This is a genomic window from Nocardia sp. FDAARGOS_372 (assembly GCF_002554515.1).
Taxonomy (GTDB): Bacteria; Actinomycetota; Actinomycetes; order Mycobacteriales; family Mycobacteriaceae; genus Nocardia; species Nocardia farcinica.
This window is the reverse complement of record NZ_PDDW01000001.1, coordinates 6,052,942-6,072,720: the sequence shown is the minus strand read 5'-3', so window position 1 is coordinate 6,072,720 and position 19,779 is coordinate 6,052,942. Positions and strand designations below refer to the sequence as shown.

Genomic DNA, 19,779 nt, shown 5'->3' with positions numbered 1-19,779 from the left:
TCGGCCTCTCAGTAGTCGTAGGACCGGATCGACGGGGCGTTGCCCGCGATGGTCAACAGCTGGATCTGCGAGGTGCCCTCGAAGATGCGCAGGATGCGGCAGTCCCGGTAGAGGCGTTCGATCTCGGATTCGCGCATGAACCCCGCGCCGCCGTGGATCTGCACCACCCGGTCGACGATCGCGAAGCAGGCCTCGGTGGCGGTGTACTTCGAGATCGAGGCGGCCCGGCGCAGGTCCTGCCCGGCGTCCTTGACATCGGCCGCCCAGTCGGCGGTCACCCGGGCGGCGACGAGTTCGGCGTCGCACGCGCCGAGCAGCAGCTGGATGGCCTGGAACTCCGAGATCGGATGCCCGAACTGCTTGCGCTCGGCCGCGTACCGGCGGCCCAGCTCCCAGGCGCGCAACGCGATGCCGTTGGCCATCGCGGCGACATCGATGCGGGCGCGGTTGAGGGCGGTGAGCGCGATGTTGCCGCCGCGGCCCTCGGTGCCGATCACCGCGTCGTGCGGCAGGACCACGTCGTCGAGGTAGACGGTGTAGGTCGGCGCCGAGCGGATGCCCAGCTTGTCCTGCGGCTCGGAGTAGGTGATGCCCGGCGTGCCCTTCGGGACCGCGAAAGCGGTGATGCCGCGGAACCCGGCGTCGGGATCGGTCTTGGCGAACAGCACCACAAGGTCGGCCTCGCGGGCGTTGGAGATGAAGGTCTTGGCGCCGGAGAGGTGCCAGCCGTCCGCGGCGCGGCGGGCCACCGTGCGCATGGACGCGATGTCGGACCCGGCGTCCGGCTCGGTGAGGGCGAACCCGGCCAGCTGTTCACCGGCGGCAAGCGCGGGCAGCCGGCGCGCCCGCTGCTCCTCGGTGCCGCCGACCAGGATCGGTTCGAGGCCGAGGTAGTGGGCGGTGTAGATCGAGGCGAGGGCGGCGTCGGCGCGGGCGACCTCCTCGATGGCGACCAGCTGCGCGCGGGTGGACAGGCCGAGCCCGCCGTATTCGGTGGGCACCGAGATGCCCATCAGGTCCTGGTCGGCGAGCCTGCGCACCAGGTCGGCGGGGAACCGCGCCGAGGCGTCGCGCTCGGCGGCACCGGGCAGGATCTCGGCCTCCGCGAAAGCTCTTACGCTGCTGCGGAATTCGGTCAGGTCTAGGTCGTGGTCGAGAACCGGGACGGACACGGGAACGCTCCTCGGGATAGGACGAGAATTTCATCAGACGGAATACGTATTTCGCCAGACGGCAAGACTGACTATGGCGTGGATCGCAGAATTTGTCCAGAACCACGGGCGAACCGCAGAGTGATCGATCAGGTCCGGCCGAGGTGGGCATTGACATTCCTGTATAGACAGGCTTATACATGCACCTCGATGTGACCGGACGCACATCGATACCCGGAACGCATCGACCCCGTTTCCGTCCTCCGAAACCCGGGAGATTGGTTTGAACCAGACCGCCGACGTGCTGACGCGGGGCCTCACGGCCCGGCACATCCGATTCATCGCCCTCGGGTCGGCCATCGGCACCGGCCTGTTCTACGGATCGGCCGAGGCCATCCACCGCGCCGGACCCGCGGTCCTGCTGGCCTACCTGATCGGCGGCGCCGCGATCTACATCGTGCTGCGCTCGCTGGGCGAGATGGCGGTGAGCAATCCGGTCTCCGGCTCGTTCGGCGAGTACGCCAGCAAGCACCTGGGCCCGCTGGCCGGATTCATGACCGGGTGGACCTACACCTTCGAGATGGTGATCGTCTGCCTGGCCGACGTCACCGCCTTCGGCGTCTACATGGGCTTCTGGTTCCCGGACGTGCCGCGCTGGATCTGGGTGCTGTCGATCATCCTGTTCATCGGCGCGGTCAACCTGCTGCACGTCAAGGTGTTCGGCGAGGTCGAGTTCTGGTTCAGCCTGGTCAAGATCGTCGCGATCCTGGCGATGATCGTCGGCGGCGTCGCGATCCTGATCTTCGGCTTCGGCATGCACGACACCGACGCCGGGCTCACCCACCTGTGGGCCGAGGGCGGCTTCTTCGCCACCGGCATCGGCGGCTTCCTCACCTGCTTCGCGATCGTGATGTTCGCCTTCGGCGGCACCGAGATCATCGGCATCACCGCGGGCGAGGCCGAGCGGCCCGAGCGCACCATCCCGCGCGCGATCAACACCGTCCCGGTGCGGATCATGCTGTTCTACGTGCTCACCCTGGCGGTGATCATGGCGATCAACCCCTGGCAGAGCATCGGCTCCGAGGGCAGCCCGTTCGTGCAGATCTTCCAGGCCCTCGGTATCGGCCCGGCCGCCACCGTGCTCAACATCGTGGTGATCACCGCGGCACTCTCGGCGATCAACAGCGACATCTTCGGTGCGGGGCGGATGATGTACGGCATGGCCCAGCGCGGCCAGGCGCCCGCGGTGATGCGCCAGGTCTCCCGCAACGGCGTGCCGTGGATGACGGTGGTGATCATGACGGTCACGCTGCTGGTAGGCGTGCTGCTGAACTACCTGATCCCGGACAAGGTCTTCCTGATCATCGCCTCCATCGCCACCTTCGCGACCATCTTCGTCTGGCTGATGATCCTGCTCGCGCATTACCGCTCCCGGCGGCGGATGAGCGCCGAGGAGACCGCGGCGCTGCGCTTCCCGGTGCCGTTCTGGCCCTACGGGCAGCTGATCACCATCGCGTTCCTGGTGTTCGTCGTGGCGATGATCGCCTTCGACGCCGACAGCCGGGTGGCGCTGGTGGTGGGCGCGGTGTGGCTTGCCCTGCTGTGGCTGGCCTATCGCCGGTGGGTGCGGCCCACCCCCGCCGCAACCGATGCGGCACCCGTGGCCGGTCCCGGAACCGACCCGGCCGACCCGGCACTGACGACCCCGACCCCTCGAATCGAAATGGAGAAGAACCTGTGAGCATCGACGCCGAGCGCAAGGCATCGGTCACCGCCGAACCCGTCGTGGTGGGCACCGGACCGGTGACGCCCGCGGACGTGGTGCGGGTGGCCAGGGACGGGGCGCCGGTGCGGCTGTCCGACGAGGCCGTGGCCGCGATGGCCGACAGTCGCAAGCGCATCGAAGCGCTGGCCGCCGACCCGAAGCCCGTCTACGGTGTCTCGACCGGGTTCGGCGCGCTGGCGGTGCGCCACATCCCGCTCGAGCTCCGCAAGCAGTTGCAGCGCAGTCTGGTGCGCTCGCACGCGGCGGGCTCGGGCCCCGAGGTCGAACGCGAGGTGGTGCGCGCGCTGATGCTGCTGCGGCTGTCCACCCTGGCCACCGGCCGCACCGGCGTGCGCCCCGAGGTGGCCCGGACCTACGCGGAACTGCTCTCGGCCGGGATCACCCCGGTGGTGCACGAGTACGGCAGCCTCGGCTGCTCGGGCGACCTCGCGCCGCTGGCGCACGTGGCGCTGGCCGTGCTCGGCGAGGGCACCGTGCGCGATGCCCACGGCGAACTCCGGCCCGCGGCCCAGGCGCTGGCCGAGGCCGGCATCGAGCCGGTCGAGCTGGCCGAGAAGGAGGGCTTGGCGCTGATCAACGGCACCGACGGCATGCTCGGCATGCTGGTGCTGGCCTGCCACGATCTGCGCCGGTTGCTGCAGCTGGCCGACGTGACCGCGGCGATGAGCGTGGAAGCGCTGATGGGCACCGACAAGGTGTTCGCCGCCGACCTGCAGGCGCTGCGCCCGCACCCCGGCCAGGCCGCGGCGGCGTCGAACATGTCCCGGCTGCTCGCGGACTCACCCATCGTGGCCAGCCACGCCACCCCGGACTGCACCGTGGTGCAGGACGCCTACTCGCTGCGCTGCGCGCCCCAGGTCGCCGGCGGCGCCAGGGACACCCTCGCGCACGCCGAACGGGTCGCGCAGTGGGAGCTGGCCGCCGCGGTGGACAACCCGGTGGTGACGCTGGACGGGCGGGTGGAATCCAACGGCAACTTCCACGGCGCCCCGGTGGCCTACGTGCTGGACTTCCTCGCCATCGTGGTCGCCGACGTGGCGAGCATCAGCGAACGCCGCACCGACCGTTTCCTGGACAAGGCGCGCAGCCACGGCCTGCCGCCCTTCCTGGCCGACGACCCCGGCGTGGACAGCGGGCACATGATCGCCCAGTACACCCAGGCCGCGATCGTCTCCGAGCTCAAGCGGCTGGCCGTCCCCGCCAGCGTGGACTCCATCCCGTCCTCGGCGATGCAGGAGGATCACGTCTCGATGGGATGGTCGGCGGCCCGCAAGCTGCGCCGGGCCCTCGACGGCCTCACCCGCGTACTGGCCGTCGAGGCGCTGACCGCCGCGCGCGCCCTGGACCTGCGCGCGCCGCTGTCCCCTGCCCCCGCCACCGCCGCCGTTCGCGCGGTGCTGCGCGAACACGTCGAGGGCCCCGGCGCCGATCGCCACCTGGCCCCCGAGATCGAGGCGGCGGTCCGGCTGGCCGCCTCCGGCGCCCTCGTCGCGGGCGCGGAATCGGTAATCGGCCCGCTGGATTGAGCACGGCCACCGGCTGAGCACCACGACGATGCCCCCGCCCCGACCCGGGCGGGGGCATTGTCGTATCCCCGTTCCTCGGACCGACGCCGTCGCGATCCTGGCACCGGCCGTCCGGACAGCGGTCGCGGAATCCCGGTGAATACCAAGGCTTCCCGCAACGCAGACGACCCCGAAGCTGCCCCTCACGCAGCTCCGGGGTCGTGGACCGGTCGGGCCGATCAGCCTTCCTGCATCGGGATGCGCACGCCGCGCTCCCGGGCGACCTCGGCCGCGTGGTCGTAGCCCGCGTCCACGTGCCGGATGACGCCCATGCCGGGGTCGTTGGTCAGCACGCGCTCGAGCTTCTGGGCGGCCAGTTCGGTGCCGTCGGCGATGCACACCTGGCCGGCGTGGATGGAGCGGCCCATGCCGACACCGCCGCCGTGGTGGATGGACACCCACGACGCGCCGGAGGCGGTGTTGACCAGGGCGTTGAGCAGCGGCCAGTCGGCGATGGCGTCGGAGCCGTCGGCCATCGCCTCGGTCTCGCGGTAGGGCGAGGCCACCGAACCGGAGTCGAGGTGGTCGCGGCCGATGGCGACCGGCGCGGACAGCTCACCGGAGGCCACCATCTCGTTGAACTTCAGGCCGGCACGGTGGCGTTCGCCGTAGCCGAGCCAGCAGATACGCGCGGGCAGCCCCTCGAACTTCACCTTCTCCCCCGCCATGGTGATCCACCGCTTCAGGTGCTCGTTCTCGGGGAACAGCTCGAGGATCGCGCGGTCGGTGGCGGCGATGTCCTTCGGATCGCCCGACAGCGCGGCCCAGCGGAACGGGCCGAGGCCCTCCTCGAACAGCGGGCGGATGTAGGCGGGCACGAAGCCGGGGAACGCGAAGGCGCGCTCGTAGCCGCCCTTGCGTGCCTCGTCGCGGATGGAGTTGCCGTAGTCGAACACCTCCGCGCCCTTGTCCAGGAAGCCGACCATCGCTTCGACGTGCTTGGCCATCGAGGCCTGCGCGGCCTCGGTGAACCAGGCGGGGTCCTTCTCGGCCATGGTGTGCCAGTCCGCGAGCGCGACGCCCACCGGCAGGTAGGACAACGGATCGTGCGCGGAGGTCTGGTCGGTGACGATGTCGATCGGGGCGTCCATCGCCAGCAGCTGGGGGAAGATCTCGGCGGCGTTGCCGAGCAGGCCGATCGAGAGCGGCTTGCGCTCGTCGCGGGCCGCGAGCGCCAGCTTCAGCGCCTCCTCGACGGTGTCGGCCCTGGTGTCGAGGTAGCCGTGCGCGATGCGGCGGTCGATGCGCGCGGGGTCGCATTCCACGCAGATCGCCACGCCCTCGTTCATGGTCACCGCCAGCGGCTGCGCGCCGCCCATGCCGCCCAGGCCCGCGGTCAGGGTGATGGTGCCGGCCAGCGTGCCGCCGAAACGCTTGCGCGCGACCGCGCCGAAGGTCTCGTAGGTGCCCTGCAGAATGCCCTGGCTGCCGATGTAGATCCACGAGCCTGCGGTCATCTGGCCGTACATGATGAGGCCGAGCTGCTCGAGCTTGCGGAACTCCTCCCAGTTGGCCCAGTCGCCCACCAGGTTCGAGTTGGCCAGCAGCACGCGCGGCGCCCACTCGTGGGTGCGGAAGACACCGACCGGCTTGCCGGACTGCACGAGCAGGGTCTCGTCGTTCTTCAGCGTCTTCAGGGTGCGCACGATCGCGTCGAACGCCTCCCAGCTGCGCGCCGCCCGGCCGGTGCCGCCGTAGACCACGAGATCGTCGGGCCGTTCGGCCACTTCGGGGTCGAGGTTGTTCATCAGCATCCGCAGCGCGCCTTCCTGCTGCCAGCCCAGCGCGCTCAGTTCGGTTCCGCGGGCGGCGCGCACGGGGCGCGGGCCGGGCGGGGTGGATGCGTTCGTCATTGTTCTCTCCTCGGAATCGGAAAATGTGCGCCGGGTCACGAGAAACCGGAGTTAGGTGTATAGTCCTGTATATACAAGCAACTGTCAAGCGACCGGCGCAGCGCGCCCTCGTGTGCGACCACCCCTGGCCGCCCGCGACCTGCGCCCGGCCGCGCCCCGGCGCGGAAACGGTGGCATTTCCGCTGGAAGGTAGTGGACATGACGGCAACTTCTTCGGTTCCGGATGCGGCGTCGCGACCGCGGCGGCGCCTCGACGGCGACTGGGACGACCGCCTCCGCAACACCCCGATCGCACCCGCGCTGAGCGGGCACTACAGCGCGGTCATACCCGAAGGCTATAAGCGCGACACCTCCCCCGAGCGGGCCCTCGCCGACCTCGGACGGCTCGAAGCGCTCGACGACGGCGCGGTCGATCTGCGCATGGAACGGCTGCCCGGCACCGCCGGCGAGTGGCGGCTCACCCTGTATGTCGCCGGGCGGGCCGCCTCGCTGAGCGAGGTGATGCCGATCCTGCAGAGCCTGGGCGTGCACGTTCTCGACGAGCGGCCCTACCGCCTGACCACCGCCGCCGGAATCGACTGCCGCCTGTACCGGTTCACCCTGCGCTACCCCGACCACGTGCCGGCCGAGCCGCTGGACGAGGCCGACTTCGCACGCCGCTGCACCGACACCTGCGCCGCGATCTGGCACGGCCGCGCCGAGGCCGACCGCTTCAACGAGCTGGTCGCCCGGGCGGGCCTGGACCACCGCCAGGTCACCGTGCTGCGCGCCTACGCCAACTATCTGCGCCAGGGCGGCTTCCCCTACAGCGCCGACCACATCGCCACCGTGCTCGGCGCACACCCGGGCCCGACCCGCGCGCTGGTGCGGCTGTTCGAAGCCCGCTTCGACCCCGACGGCACCGCGGGTGACGCCGACGCACTGCGCGAGCGGCTCGAGCGCACCATCGCCGAGGTGCCGGGACTCGACACCGACCGCATCCTGCGCGGCTACCTCGGCGCCGTCCTGGCGACGCTGCGGACCAATCACTACCTCGGCGGTCCCGGCCACGAACCCGAGTGCCTGGCACTGAAATTCGACCCGCGCCGGATTCCGGAACTGCCGCTGCCGCGCCCGCACTTCGAGATCTACGTGTACTCGCCCCGCGTGGAGGGGGTGCACATGCGCTTCGGTGCGGTGGCCCGCGGCGGGTTGCGGTGGTCGGACCGCAAGGAGGACTTCCGCACCGAAGTGCTCGGCCTGGCCAAGGCCCAGGCGGTGAAGAACGCCGTCATCGTGCCCGCGGGCGCCAAGGGCGGATTCGTGGTCAAGCGCCCGCCCGCGAGCACCGGCGACCCCGCCGCCGACCGCGAGGCCCACCGCGCCGAAGGGGTGCGCTGCTACCGCACCTTCATCGGCGGGCTGCTCGACATCACCGACTCGGTGGACCGCGCGACCGGCGCCGTGCGGCCGCCCGCACGGGTGCGTCGCCACGACGGCGACGACACCTACCTCGTGGTCGCCGCCGACAAGGGCACCGCGGCGTTCTCCGACATCGCCAACGAGGTGGCCGCCACGCACGGCTTCTGGCTCGGCGACGCCTTCGCCTCCGGCGGCTCGGTCGGCTACGACCACAAGGCGCTGGGCATCACCGCCCGCGGCGCCTGGGAGAGCGTGAAGCGGCACTTCCGCGAACTGGGTCTCGACCCGCGGCACGACGACTTCACCGTGGTCGGCATCGGCGACATGAGCGGTGACGTGTTCGGCAACGGGATGCTGGCCAGCAGGCACATCCGACTGGTCGCGGCCTTCGACCACCGCCACATCTTCCTCGACCCCGACCCCGACGCGGCCACCTCCTACGCCGAACGCGCGCGCCTGTTCGACACGCCCCGCTCGTCGTGGGCGGACTACTCGCCCGAGCTGATCAGCGCGGGCGGCGGGGTGTGGGAGCGGACGGTGAAATCGGTGCCGATCAGCCCGCAGGCGCGCGCGGCGCTCGGCCTGCCCGCCGAGGTGACCAGGCTGACCCCGCCGGAACTGATCCGGGCCATTCTCCGCGCGCCGGTGGATCTGCTGTGGAACGGCGGCATCGGCACCTACGTCAAGGCGGCCACCGAGACGGCGCTGGACGTCGGCGACAAGAACAACGACGCGGTCCGCGTCGACGGCGCCGAGGTGCGCGCCCGGGTGGTCGGCGAGGGCGGCAATCTCGGCTTCACCCAGCGCGGCCGTATCGAATACGCCCGCGCGGGCGGCCGGATCAACACCGATGCCCTCGACAACTCGGCCGGGGTGGACTGCTCCGACCACGAGGTCAACATCAAGATCCTGCTCGACGGACTGGTGGGCGCCGGACGGCTGAGCACCGCCGAACGCAACGCGCTGCTGGCCGAGATGGCCGCCGAGGTCTGCCGGCTGGTGTTGGCCGACAACGAGTCCCAGAACCAGCTGATGGGTACCGCCCGCGCCCGCGCGGTCGCCTCGCTGGCCGTGCACGGCCGGCTCATCGACCACCTCGAGCGCGAGTACGGCCTCGACCGCGACCTGGAGGTGCTGCCGTCGAAGCAGGAGATCGCCGCGCGCCGCCGCGCCGGGCATGGCCTCACCTCACCGGAGCTGGCCACGCTGCTCGCGCACGTCAAGCTCGCCCTGCGGGCCGATCTGCTGGCCGGTCCGCTGCCCGACGACCCGGCCTTCGCCGAGCACCTGGCCGGCTACTTCCCGCAGCGCCTGCGCACCGAGTACGCCGAGGCGATCGCCGCGCATCCGCTGCGCCGCGAGATCGTGCCGACGGTGCTGACCAACGACGTGGTGGACAACGGCGGCATCACCTACGCCTACCGGCTCACCGAGGAGTCCGGCGCCGACAACGCCGACGCCGTGCGCGCGTTCGCGATCGTCACCGCGGTGTTCGACCTGCCCGGACTGTGGCGCGACCTCCGCGGCGCGGGACTGAGCGCGGACCTCACCGACGAGCTGATCGTGCTCAGCCGCCGCCTGCTCGACCGCGCCGCGCGCTGGATGCTGACCCAACGCCCGCAGCCGCTGGCGGTGGCCGAGGAGATCGCGCGGTTCCGCGGCGGGATCGCCGAACTCACCCCGCGGGTGGCCGGGTGGCTGTCCGGCCGCGACGCCGCCGCGCTGCGCACCCGCACCGCCGCGTTGACCGATCGCGGGGTGCCCGCGGAGCTGGCCGAGCGGGTGGCGCTGCTGCTGGACCGCTTCGCCCTGCTCGACATCATCGAGGTCGCCGCGGCCACCGGGCGCCCGGCGGCGGCGGTGGCGCCGGTGTACTACCTGCTCGGCGAACGGCTGGGCGTGGTGCCGCAGCTGATGGCGGTCTCGCGGCTCGAGCGCGGCACCAAGTGGAACGCGCTGGCACGGGTGGCCCTGCGCGACGAGCTCTACGACACCATCCGGGCACTGTGCCGGGACGTGCTCACCGACGGCGAGCCCGGCGAGTCCGCCGAACGCGTGATCGACGACTGGGCGCAGCGCTGTGCGGCCAAGCTCGACCGCACGCAACGTATCCTCGAGGCAATCTCGGAATCGGGCGACCGGGATCTGGCGGCGTTGTCGGTGGCGACGCGCCAGCTTCGGGCGCTGGCGCGATGATTCACCTCGGCGCGCAGCCCGTGGCACAGCAGCCCGGTGAGACAAGGGAACGGATGTCGGTGTGGCGATCGAAGTAGTCGACGCGGAACTGGCCGCGGTGTACGACGCACTGGGGAGCGAGTTCGCCGCGTACGAGCGCGTCAAGCAGCTCATCGTCTCGCAGATCAAGGGCGGCCGGTGGCGTGCGGGCGACCAGATCCCCTCGGAGAACCAGCTCGTCAGCGCGCTGGGGCTGTCCAGGATGACGATCAACCGCGCGCTGCGCGACCTCACCGCCGAGGGCGTGCTGAACCGGGTGATGGGGGTGGGCACCTTCGTCGCCCCCACCAAGGCGGCCTCGCCGCTGTTCGAGGTGAAGAACATCGCCGACGAGATCCAGCAGCGCGGCCACCGGCACCGCACCGAAGTGGTGTTCGTGCGGTCCGAGCACGCCGAGATCGGGCATCCGGTGCTCGGGGACGCCTTGGGCGGCAACGTCTTCCATTCGCTGATCGTGCATTTCGAGGACGATGTGCCGATCCAGGTGGAGGACCGCTACGTCAACCCGGCCGAGGCGCCGCACTACCTCGAGCAGGATTTCACCACGACCACCCCCAACACCTATCTCAGCGCGGTCGCGCCGCTGGAACGCGGCGAGCACGTGGTCGAGGCGGTGCTCGCCGCGCCGGAGGAGTGCCGCCTGCTCGGTGTCCCGCGCTCGGAGCCGTGCCTGCTGATCCGGCGCCGCACCTGGTCGGCGACCGGACTGGTGAGCGCGGCCCGGCTGATCCATCCCGGCTCGCGCAGCAGGCTGGAAGGCAGCTTCGGACCCAGCTAGCCGCTCTCGGCGACCGCCACGGCGGGGCGGCTCCCGGCGGCCGCCGCCCGCAGCCCGAGCGCGGCGGCCTCACCCCGGGTGGCCACACCCAGCTTCTTCAACACGCCCGCCACGTGGAACTTCACCGTGCTCTCGGCCAGCCCGAGCTCGCGCGCGATGGCCTTGTTGCGCATGCCCGCGCAGACCAGCGCGAGGACTTCGCGCTGGCGCCGGTTGAGACCGGCGAGCAGGCTCTGATCGCCCGGCGCCGCGGGCGGCTCGAGCGGGATCCGGACGGTGACCCGCGAGCCCCAGCCCGGCACCGACTCGTAATCGGCGCGCGCGGCCAGGGCGGCGACCCGCCCGTGCAGGCGCCTGCGCAGCCCGTCCAGGTCGTCGAGGCCCTCCCCCTGGTCGCGGAGGTCCATGACCAGGGCGTCGTCGTCGCACTCCCAGGCGATGCGCAGCCGGGAGCCGCACCGGTTGAGGAAGGCGAGCACCACCGCGTGCGCCATCGCTCTGGCGCCGGAGGCCACCTCGCCGGGGATCGGCCTGCTGGTCGGCGGCGGCGCGACGAACTCCACCGCCAGGTCGCGGTCGCGCAGCAGCGGCACGATCTCCTCCCGCAGCCGGGCGAAAGCCGCCGCCGGTGACTCCTCGGCCAGGCTGCGGTCGGCCGACTGGGCCGCGCGCACGGCGAGCAGCGCCTCCGACGCGGCGGCGGCGGCGATGCCGCGGGCCCGGCCGTCGTCGAGGTTCGGGGCGCGCAGGGTGGCCAGGATCCCGGCCAGCGCCGCCTCGTGCGCGGCGGTGAGTTCGGCGGTGGCGCGGGCGCGTTCGCTGGAGGCGGCGCGCGACTCGGCCAGGTAGTCCGGCCCGGCCTGGGTCACCTGCTGCCGGATGGACACCGCGACCAGGCCGAAGATCGCCGCCAGCTGGTGCGGGCTCGGCAGTTCCCGCTCCGCGCGCGGCACCAGCACCAGCAACGTGCCGATCGCGTCGCGCACCAGCCACAGCGGGCGCGGCGCGCCCGCGAACCGCCCGACGGTGCTCGCCCAGCCACCGGGTGGCACAGTGTCTTTCAGGGCGTCGAGCTCGTCGATGGTCACCACGTCGACCAGGTCCGGCGGGCCGGCCACCTTGCGCGGTCGACCGGTGCACTCGCGGGTGAACACCACCAGGGCCCGGTGCGGCCAGCCCTCGGCCAGGTGCCGGGAGAGCCTGCGGGCGATCTCGCCGAGCGGCCCCTCGATCACCGCGCGCACGGCCGCCAGCTGGTCGCGCGCGTGGTCGCACGCCGGGTGCGCTGATCGGGTCATGGCCGGAGTCTAGCGACCGGGACTAGCCGAAGGTCGAGCCGATGCCCGCCTTCCGACCAGGTCGCGATCGGGGCGGGCGGCAGTAGCGTCGTGGGTGGCTATGCGCGAACGCGCATGGATCCGCTACGTCTCGGAGGTACGAACACCCATGCCACAGCAGGTACGCGGCGTCATCGCCAGGTCCACGGGCGCGCCGGTGGAGATCACCGACATCGTCATCCCGGATCCCGGGCCGGGTGAGGTCGTCGTCGCCGTCGCGGCGTGCGGGGTCTGCCACACCGACCTGACCTACCGCGAGGGCGGCATCAACGACGAGTTCCCCTTCCTGCTCGGCCACGAGGCCGCGGGCACGGTCGAATCCGTCGGTCCCGGTGTGGATTCCGTGCAGCCCGGCGACTTCGTCGTGCTCAACTGGCGGGCGGTGTGCGGGCGCTGCCGGGCCTGTCGCCGCGGACGGCCGCAGTACTGTTTCGACACCTTCAATGCCGAGCAGAAGATGACCCTGCTCGACGGCACCGAACTCACCCCCGCCCTGGGCATCGGCGCCTTCGCCGAGAAGACCCTCGTGCACGCCGGGCAGTGCACCAAGGTCGACCCCGCCGCCGACCCGGCCGTGGCCGGGCTGCTGGGCTGCGGTGTGATGGCCGGGCTCGGCGCGGCGGTCAACACCGGCGGGGTGAGCCGCGGCGACAGCGTCGCGGTGATCGGCTGCGGCGGCGTCGGTGACGCGGCCATCGCCGGTGCGCGCCTGGCCGGCGCCGCCACCATCATCGCCGTCGACCGCGACCCGCGAAAGCTGGCCTGGGCCACCGACCTCGGCGCCACACACACCGTGGACGCGAGCCAGGTCGACGCGGTCGCGGCGATCCAGGACCTCACCGGCGGATTCGGCGCCGACGTGGTGATCGACGCGGTGGGCCGTCCGGAGACCTGGAAGCAGGCCTTCTACGCCCGCGACCTGGCGGGCACCGTGGTGCTGGTCGGCGTCCCCACCCCGGACATGCGCCTGGAGATGCCGCTGATCGACTTCTTCTCCCGCGGCGGTGCGCTCAAGTCGTCCTGGTACGGCGACTGCCTGCCCGAGCGCGACTTCCCCTACCTGGTGGACCTGTACCTGCAGGGGCGGCTGCCGCTGGAGAAGTTCGTCACCGAACGGATCGGGCTCGAGGACGTCGAGAAGGCCTTCCACACCATGCACGCCGGCGAGGTGCTGCGCTCGGTGGTGATCCTGTGAGTGGCGCGTTGCGCATCGACCGGGTGGTCACCTCCGGGGTCTTCGAACTCGACGGCGGCTCCTGGAACGTGGACAACAACGTGTGGCTGATCGGCGACGACGACGAGGTCGTCGTGGTGGACGCCGCGCACGAGGCGGCGCCCATCCTCGCCGGTATCGGCGGACGGAACGTGGTCGCGATCGTGTGCACGCACGGCCACAACGACCACGTCACGCACGCGCCGCAGCTGTCGGCCGACCTCGACGCGCCGCTGCTGCTGCATCCCGGCGACGAGCCGCTGTGGCAGCTGACCCACCCGGGCCGGTCGTACAGTTCGCTCGCCGACGACCAGCGGATCGCCGTGGCGGGCACCGACATCCAGGTCATCCACACCCCCGGCCACTCCCCCGGCTCGGTCTGCCTGTACCTGCCGGAAGCGGGTGCGCTGTTCTCCGGCGACACCCTGTTCGCCGGCGGCCCCGGCGCCACCGGGCGCTCGTTCTCGGATTTCCCCACGATCATCGATTCGATCCGGGACCGCGTGCTGACCCTGCCGGAGGAGACCCGCGTGCACACCGGTCACGGCGACGCCACCACGGTGGGCACCGAGGCGCCGCACCTGGCCGAGTGGATCGCCCGCGGCTACTGATCCGACGGCTGCCGATACGACAAGGCCCCCGGCGCACCAGGTGGTTCGGTGCGCCGGGGGCGTCGCGGTGCGCTGTCAGGCCAACGCGGTCCAGATACTCTTGACCTCGGTATAGGCGGCGATCGCCTCCCAGCCCATCTCGCGCCCGATGCCGGAGGCCTTCATGCCGCCCCAGGCCGCCGCGGCATCGAGCATGGGCGGCAGGTTCAGGTAGACGGTGCCGGCACGCACCGCTGCCGCCAGCCGGTTGGCGGTGGCGAGATCGCGCGACCACACGACCGCGGCCAGCCCGAAGTCGGAGTCGTTGGCCTGCCCGGCGATCTCCTCGGGATCGTCGTAGGACAGCACCGACAGCACCGGGCCGAAGATCTCCTCGCGGGCGATCCGCATGTCCTGGCGCACCCCGGTGAACACGGTCGGCTCGTAGAAGTAGCCGTCGGCGAGGTCGCCCTCGGCCCGCGCACCGCCGGTGACGAGTTCGGCGCCCTCGGCCACCCCGGTCCGCACCAGGGTGTGCACCCGGTCGAGATGTTCGGCCGAGACGAGCGGCCCCATCTGGGTGTCCGCGGCACGGCCTGGCCCGACCTTGATCGCGCGGGCCGCCGCGACGAGCTTGTCGACGAACTCCGCCTCGCGCCGCCGGTCGACATAGATCCGGGAATAGGCGGCGCAGACCTGGCCGGAATTGAGCGTCCCGCCGGCGATGTTGCCCCGCACTGCGGCGTCGATGTCGGCGTCGGCGGTGACGATGCTCGGTGTCTTGCCACCCAGTTCCAGCGAGACCCGGGTGAGCGCGCGCCCCGCCGCGGCGCCGATCTCCCGGCCCACCTCGGTCGAGCCGGTGAACGAGATCTTGGCGATACCGGGATGCGCCACCAGCGCCCGGCCGGTGTCCGGCCCGCCGGGCACGACGTTGATCACGCCGGGCGGAAAGCCGGCCTCGGCGGACAGTTCGGCCAGGCGCAGCGTGCTCAGCGGCGTCTGCTCCGCGGGTTTGACGACCACGGTGTTGCCCGCGGCCAGGGCGGGCGCCAACTTCCAGGTGAGAATGGTGAGCGGGAAGTTCCACGGCGTGATGAGCGCGCAGACGCCGAGCGGTTCGCGCCGCGTCCGGTAGTCGACATCCGGGATCGACAACGGCGCGGTGATCCCGGTGATCTTGGTCGCCCAGCCGGCGTAGTAGCGCAGGTGCTCGACGGCGTTGGGTACCGAGATGCCCGCGGCCACCCCCAGGGGTTGCCCCTGATCGGTGGTCTCGAGCAGGGCGAGTTCGTCGGCGTGGGCTTCCACCAGATCGGCGAGCCGGTTCAACAGGCGGGCACGGGTGGCGGGCAGCATCGCCGCCCACGACGGTGCGGTGTAGGCGCGGGCCGCGGCCTCGACCGCGTCGTCGACGTCGGCGGTACTCGCCTGGGCCACGTCGGTGATGACCTTGCCGGTCGCCGGGTCGACGGTGGCGAAGGTACCCGCCCGGCCCGGGCGCCACTCGCCGTCGATGAAGAGCTGGTTTCGCATGATGGTCCTCTCGCGGTCAGTCGACGAGCGGCTGACCGAGCCAGCGATGATCGCCACGCAGGAAGATCAACGGCTCGCGATGGAAGTTGTTGTAGCGCACCACCTCACCCACCAGCAGGACGTGGTCGCCGCTGGTGATCCGGTGCGCGATCCTGGTCTCGAAACGCGCCGCGCACCCGCCGAGCAGCGGGGCTCCGCCCAGACCTTCGCCGACGTCGAGCCCGGCGAATTTGTCCTCGGCCGGAGTCGCGAAGCGGCGGGAGAGTTCCTCCTGGTGCCAGGCCAGCACGTTCACGGCGAAGTGCCCGGAATCGCGGAACACCGGCAAGCTCGGCGAGTCGGTGCGCAACGCCCACAGCACCAGCGGCGGCTCCAGGGAGACCGAGGCGAACGAGTTCGCGGTGACCCCGACTCGGACGCCCGCGTGCGCGGCGGTCATCACGGTGATGCCGGTCGGGAAGCAGCCGAGCGAGCGGCGGTAGGCGCGCAGGTCGTCGGCCGGCAGCAGCGGGCGCGGTTCGACGGTGGTCATGCCGGCGCCCCCACGACCCCGTCATGGCGACGCCGCATCCGCAGCTCGTGGCGTGCGGTCGCCTCGGCCAGGAAACGCGCGGTGAGTTCTGGGTCGAAGAAGTAGTTGCGCAGGTCGGTGGGATCGCTGAAGGCGTTGCAGAACCGGTTGGCCACCTCCGGCACCCGGGCGGCGGTGGTGAGCAGGTCGACCGCGTGCGCGGGCGGCGCCGCACCGGGAGTGTTGAAGGCGAGCATCGCGTTGGTGAAGTTCGTCGCGTACTCGGCTCGCTCCCACGCCTGGTCGAAGGTCGCGCGCATCCACCGATCGTCGAACGGCCCGGACCCCTGGTCGAGGATCATCCGGTGCACTACGGCGGCATGGTGACTGGCGTTGTTGGCGCCCTGGCCACAGGCCGGGTCGTTGAGCACCACGACATCGGCCATGCCGAGCACCTTGCGTCCCGAGGGCAGCGTCGCGATCGGCTCGCGCACCAGCGGCGGTACCGCCCCGCACAGCCAGCCGTTGGGGTCGCTGATCTCGGCGTCGGCGTAGCGGGCCGACTCCCACGGGAAGAAGTCGGCGAACGTGCGGCGGGTGAGGTCGAGCATCTCCTGGGCGGTCGTGGCCTGAGCCCACCGGTCCATCGGTCCGCCCGGCAGCGCTTCCATCACCCAGGCGACCCCCGGGCCCGCCGCCGTGAGCATCGGGATGCCGAAGGCCTCGCCGACTCCGGGGCGGATGTTGTAGCAGACCCCGTCGGAGTCGGGGTGCTCGGTGCCGACGAGGGCGATCAGGCCGATGGAGCGCTGTGGCCGGTCATGGACGGTCCGGGTGCGGTCGATCGGGAAGATCCGCGCGATGTCGCCCTTGCCCGCGGCCACGACGGTGAGGTCGTGGATGGCGGCGATGTCGTCGAGGCGATCCGGGTCGACGGCGCCGTACACGACTTTGCCGCCGCGATCGGCGAATGCCTCCAGCCAGGTGCTGAACTTCAGCCGCTGGTCGACCGACTGACCGTGCTTGGCGAAACGGGCCTGGAACTGGATGGCCACCGTGCCCTCGGGGTCGGTGACCGTGGCGAAGGTGTGATCGATGAGCGGGCGCTCGCCGTCCCAGAAGCAGATGTCGAGAGCGCGCTCGTGATCGAGCGCATGAGCGAAGATGCCCGCGCTGGACGGGAATCGGCTGCAGGCGATCTGCTCCGGCGTCCGCTCGGAATACACCGTGACGTCGTAGCCGTCTCGCAGCAGCCCGAACGCGAGCTGCAACCCGCCCTGGCCGGCACCGATGATGGCGATGGAACGCACGTCTACCTCCTTGTCGCTGTGCGGCGCGGCGGCAGCCGCGACCGCATCCAAGGATGTGACGCAGATCATGATCGCGGACCGGGGGAACCACGTGGTTCCACCACGCGGTTTTCACCACGGGTCAGGCGTCGAGGTCGCGGGTGGCCGCCCAGACGGCGATTTCGGTGCGCGAGCGGAAGCCCAACTTGGCCAGCACGTGCTCGACGTGCCCCTCGACGGTGCGATGGGACAGCACCAGCTCGCCGGCGATGTCACGGTTGCTGAGTCCCTTGCCGACCAGCGCGGCGACCTGCCGTTCCCGGCGGGTCAGCGCGTGCGCGCCGGTCGGCGTGGCCGATCGGTCGCGCTCGGTGCCGTGGGTGCGGGTGAGGGCGGCGAGGTATGCCCGCACCTGTTCGTCGCCGAAGCCGGAACCCTCGCGGTAGGCCTCGTCGAAGGCGTCCGCGCCCAACGCGGCCACGGCCCGGTGGGCGGCGTCCTCGTGCGCGCGGGCGAGCTGTGGACCGAACGCGGACAGCGCGGTACCGATGCGACGCCAGAACGCATCGGCGATGCCGAGCAGAGTGGCACCCTCGCGATGACGCGCCGCCGCCACCGAGGCGGTGGCCAGCACCTCGAGCACCAGCACCACGGCGATGTGGTTGTCCAGCGGCAAGCTCGACTCCAGGCTCTGCGCCGCGGCGGTGATCGCCTCGTCGACGCGGTCCTCGGCGACCGCCAGGTGGGCGCGCACCCACAGCGCGTAGCCGCGGGCCCACCGGTCCCCGGTGGTGGTACCGGCGGTCATCGCCTCGGCACAACACCGCGCGGCCTCGGCGTGGTCACCGAGCAGGGTGCGGGTGAGGGCGAGCTGGAACAGCGACATCAGCAGGCCCTCCACCGAGCCGTCCGCGCGGTGGCCCGCGGCCGCCTCGGAGAAGCGTGCGGCGGCGGTCTCGAGGTCGCCGCCGAACAGCGCGAGCGACCCCTGCCAGGTCGCGACGAAACTGCGGGTGTGCGGGCCGGCCACGGCGTCGAGCGCGCCGCATTCGGCCAACCGCTCGCGGGCGCCCTGGTGATCACCCTGCAGCAGCGCCACCCACGCGCACGACCACAGCGCCTCGACTCGTTCGGCACAGGCCGCCGGATGCGCGGCCATCGCGCGGTCGAGCCTGCGTCTGCCCTCCTGGAGGTGTCCGCCCATCACCCACAGGATGCGAAGCCGGGCGGCCAGGGTGAGCGCGTGCCGACGTGCCCGCTCGTCCTCGTCGCCGAGGAAGGAGTCGAAGGCGGCGGCGAAGTTGGGCAGTTCGGTGGTGAGGCAGGCCAGCATCCGGGCCTGGTCGGGACCCCAGAAGGCGGTGCCGACCTGTTCGGCCACCCGGCGGTAGTGCTCGCGGTGCCTGCGGCGCAGTTGCTCCTCGGCACCGGACTCGCGCAGCCGGTGCCTGCCGTACTCGGCGATCGATTCCAGCATCCGGTACCGCAGGCCGCACGGCGTCGTCTCGGTGACCAGGATCGACTTGGCCACCAGGCCGTCCAGCGCGTTCACCACCTCGACCGCGTCGTCGTCCGCGCAGACCGCCTCCACGGCGGCCAGGTCGGCACTGCCGACGAAGACCGACATCCGTGCCCACAGCTGCTGTTCCTCCGGCAGGCACAGCCCGTGACTCCACTCCACCAGCGCCCACAGGGTGCGATGCTGTGGCAGGTCGGTCGGGTCGCCGCCGGCGAGCACGCGGAACCGATCGGTGATCCGCGCCAGCAGCTCGGCGAGCGACAGCGAACGCAGCCGCGCGGCGGCCAGTTCGATGGCCAGCGGCAGGCCGTCCAGCCGCCGGACGAGCTGGGCCGCGAGTTCGACGTTCTCCTCGGTGATCCGGTGGTGTGCGCTCACGGCGCCCGCGCGCTCGTCGAGCAGCCGGATCGCCGGATACGCGGCGGCGTCCTCGACCCGCAGCACCGTGCCCGACGCGGGCGCCCCCAAGGTCCGCACCGCCAGCACCCGCTCGCCGGTGATGCCCAGTGCCTGCCTGCTCGTCACCAGGAACCGCACCCCGGGGGCCGCGCGCAGCACCCGGCCGACGAAGACCTGGCAACCGGAGACCACGTGCTCGCAATTGTCCAGCACGATCAGGATCTCGCGGTCGGCCAGCGCGGCGATCAGATGATCGACCACGTCGGGGGAGGAGAACTTCGCCCCCAGCGCGCTCGCGACGGCCTGGGCGACGTCGGCCGGGTCGGTCAGATGGGCCAGCGGCACGAACCACGCCCCACCGGGAACCTCGGCGGCCAGCGGGCGCGCCGCCTCGATCCCCAGCCGCGTCTTGCCCACGCCGCCGGGACCCACCAACGACACCAGCCGGAACCGCGCCAGCGCATCCCGGACCGCCGTCAGCTCGTCGTCGCGGCCGATGAAGCTGGTCATCCGGGCGGGCAACTGCCCCGCGCCTGCGCTCATCTCGAACTCCCGCGTCGGTGAGGGTAGTGGCAGTGTAGGTCCCGTCTCGGGCAGCTCCGGCCGCGGCAGGCCG

The 19,779-nt window shown here is 71.7% G+C and carries 13 protein-coding genes; 6 read left to right on the top strand and 7 right to left on the bottom strand.

Annotation, left to right across the window (positions count from 1 at the left end; translation table 11 throughout):
* Nucleotides 1–8: 8 nt before the first annotated feature.
* The gene (locus CRM89_RS28190) at nucleotides 9–1,172 is read right to left on the bottom strand and encodes an acyl-CoA dehydrogenase family protein (RefSeq protein WP_098086690.1); all 1,164 of its coding nucleotides are present in this window, start codon (nucleotides 1,170–1,172) and stop codon (nucleotides 9–11) included.
* 262 nt (nucleotides 1,173–1,434) lie between these two features.
* Between CRM89_RS28190 and CRM89_RS28185 the strand changes: the two genes are divergently transcribed.
* Together CRM89_RS28185 and hutH are read left to right on the top strand one after the other, a co-directional pair.
* Nucleotides 1,435–2,892, top strand: a complete 1,458-nt coding sequence (locus tag CRM89_RS28185; RefSeq protein WP_098086689.1) for an amino acid permease — start codon at nucleotides 1,435–1,437, stop codon at nucleotides 2,890–2,892.
* The gene (hutH, locus tag CRM89_RS28180; protein WP_172964589.1) at nucleotides 2,889–4,463 is read left to right on the top strand and encodes a histidine ammonia-lyase; all 1,575 of its coding nucleotides are present in this window, start codon (nucleotides 2,889–2,891) and stop codon (nucleotides 4,461–4,463) included. Before CRM89_RS28185 ends, hutH begins: the two co-directional genes overlap by 4 nt.
* Nucleotides 4,464–4,681: 218 nt before the next feature.
* On the opposite strand, the gene hutU is transcribed toward hutH, so the two are convergent.
* Nucleotides 4,682–6,355 carry a urocanate hydratase gene (hutU, locus tag CRM89_RS28175; protein WP_060592899.1) on the bottom strand — a complete coding sequence of 558 codons (1,674 nt, stop codon included), beginning with the start codon at nucleotides 6,353–6,355 and terminating at the stop codon, nucleotides 4,682–4,684.
* A 192-nt stretch (nucleotides 6,356–6,547) separates the two neighbouring features.
* On the opposite strand from hutU, the gene CRM89_RS28170 reads away from it, so the two are divergent.
* Complete coding sequence (locus CRM89_RS28170; protein WP_098086688.1) at nucleotides 6,548–9,952, top strand: NAD-glutamate dehydrogenase domain-containing protein; 3,405 nt, start codon at nucleotides 6,548–6,550, stop codon at nucleotides 9,950–9,952.
* Nucleotides 9,953–10,013: 61 nt separating this feature from the next.
* Complete coding sequence (gene hutC / locus CRM89_RS28165; RefSeq protein WP_060592901.1) at nucleotides 10,014–10,769, top strand: histidine utilization repressor; 756 nt, start codon at nucleotides 10,014–10,016, stop codon at nucleotides 10,767–10,769.
* Here the strand turns inward: hutC and CRM89_RS28160 are convergent.
* On the bottom strand, nucleotides 10,766–12,067 hold the full coding sequence (locus CRM89_RS28160) for a LuxR C-terminal-related transcriptional regulator (protein WP_086846842.1): 1,302 nt from the start codon (nucleotides 12,065–12,067) through the stop codon (nucleotides 10,766–10,768). The genes hutC and CRM89_RS28160 overlap by 4 nt on opposite strands.
* A 148-nt stretch (nucleotides 12,068–12,215) precedes the next feature.
* Here CRM89_RS28160 and CRM89_RS28155 point away from each other — a divergent pair, with 148 nt between their 5' ends.
* A complete protein-coding gene (locus tag CRM89_RS28155) occupies nucleotides 12,216–13,301 on the top strand; it encodes an S-(hydroxymethyl)mycothiol dehydrogenase (RefSeq protein WP_098086687.1) in 1,086 nt (361 codons plus the stop codon).
* Entirely contained in the window at nucleotides 13,298–13,930 is a 633-nt protein-coding gene (locus tag CRM89_RS28150; RefSeq protein ID WP_060592904.1) for an MBL fold metallo-hydrolase, read from the top strand. The genes CRM89_RS28155 and CRM89_RS28150 overlap by 4 nt, the downstream gene beginning before the upstream one ends.
* 75 nt (nucleotides 13,931–14,005) lie before the next feature.
* On the opposite strand, the gene CRM89_RS28145 is transcribed toward CRM89_RS28150, so the two are convergent.
* From CRM89_RS28145 to CRM89_RS28130, 4 genes are all read right to left on the bottom strand, one after another.
* Nucleotides 14,006–15,445 carry an aldehyde dehydrogenase gene (locus CRM89_RS28145; RefSeq protein WP_098086686.1) on the bottom strand — a complete coding sequence of 480 codons (1,440 nt, stop codon included), beginning with the start codon at nucleotides 15,443–15,445 and terminating at the stop codon, nucleotides 14,006–14,008.
* Between the two features lie 16 nt (nucleotides 15,446–15,461).
* Complete coding sequence (locus CRM89_RS28140; protein ID WP_060592906.1) at nucleotides 15,462–15,977, bottom strand: flavin reductase family protein; 516 nt, start codon at nucleotides 15,975–15,977, stop codon at nucleotides 15,462–15,464.
* Entirely contained in the window at nucleotides 15,974–17,266 is a 1,293-nt protein-coding gene (locus tag CRM89_RS28135) for a styrene monooxygenase/indole monooxygenase family protein (RefSeq protein WP_098087154.1), read from the bottom strand. Before CRM89_RS28135 ends, CRM89_RS28140 begins: the two co-directional genes overlap by 4 nt.
* A 121-nt stretch (nucleotides 17,267–17,387) precedes the next feature.
* Complete coding sequence (locus CRM89_RS28130; RefSeq protein ID WP_098086685.1) at nucleotides 17,388–19,706, bottom strand: LuxR C-terminal-related transcriptional regulator; 2,319 nt, start codon at nucleotides 19,704–19,706, stop codon at nucleotides 17,388–17,390.
* Nucleotides 19,707–19,779: the final 73 nt, after the last annotated feature.

Excerpts from the sequence above, each read along its gene's own strand:
- CRM89_RS28145 (WP_098086686.1), bottom strand. The coding sequence starts at position 15,445 with ATGCGAAACCAGCTCTTCATCGACGGCGAGTGGCGCCCGGGCCGGGCG.
- CRM89_RS28140 (WP_060592906.1), bottom strand. The coding sequence starts at position 15,977 with ATGACCACCGTCGAACCGCGCCCGCTGCTGCCGGCCGACGACCTGCGC.
- CRM89_RS28160 (WP_086846842.1), bottom strand. The coding sequence starts at position 12,067 with ATGACCCGATCAGCGCACCCGGCGTGCGACCACGCGCGCGACCAGCTG.
- CRM89_RS28155 (WP_098086687.1), top strand. The coding sequence starts at position 12,216 with ATGCCACAGCAGGTACGCGGCGTCATCGCCAGGTCCACGGGCGCGCCG.
- CRM89_RS28130 (WP_098086685.1), bottom strand. The coding sequence starts at position 19,706 with ATGAGCGCAGGCGCGGGGCAGTTGCCCGCCCGGATGACCAGCTTCATC.
- hutU (WP_060592899.1), bottom strand. The coding sequence starts at position 6,355 with ATGACGAACGCATCCACCCCGCCCGGCCCGCGCCCCGTGCGCGCCGCC.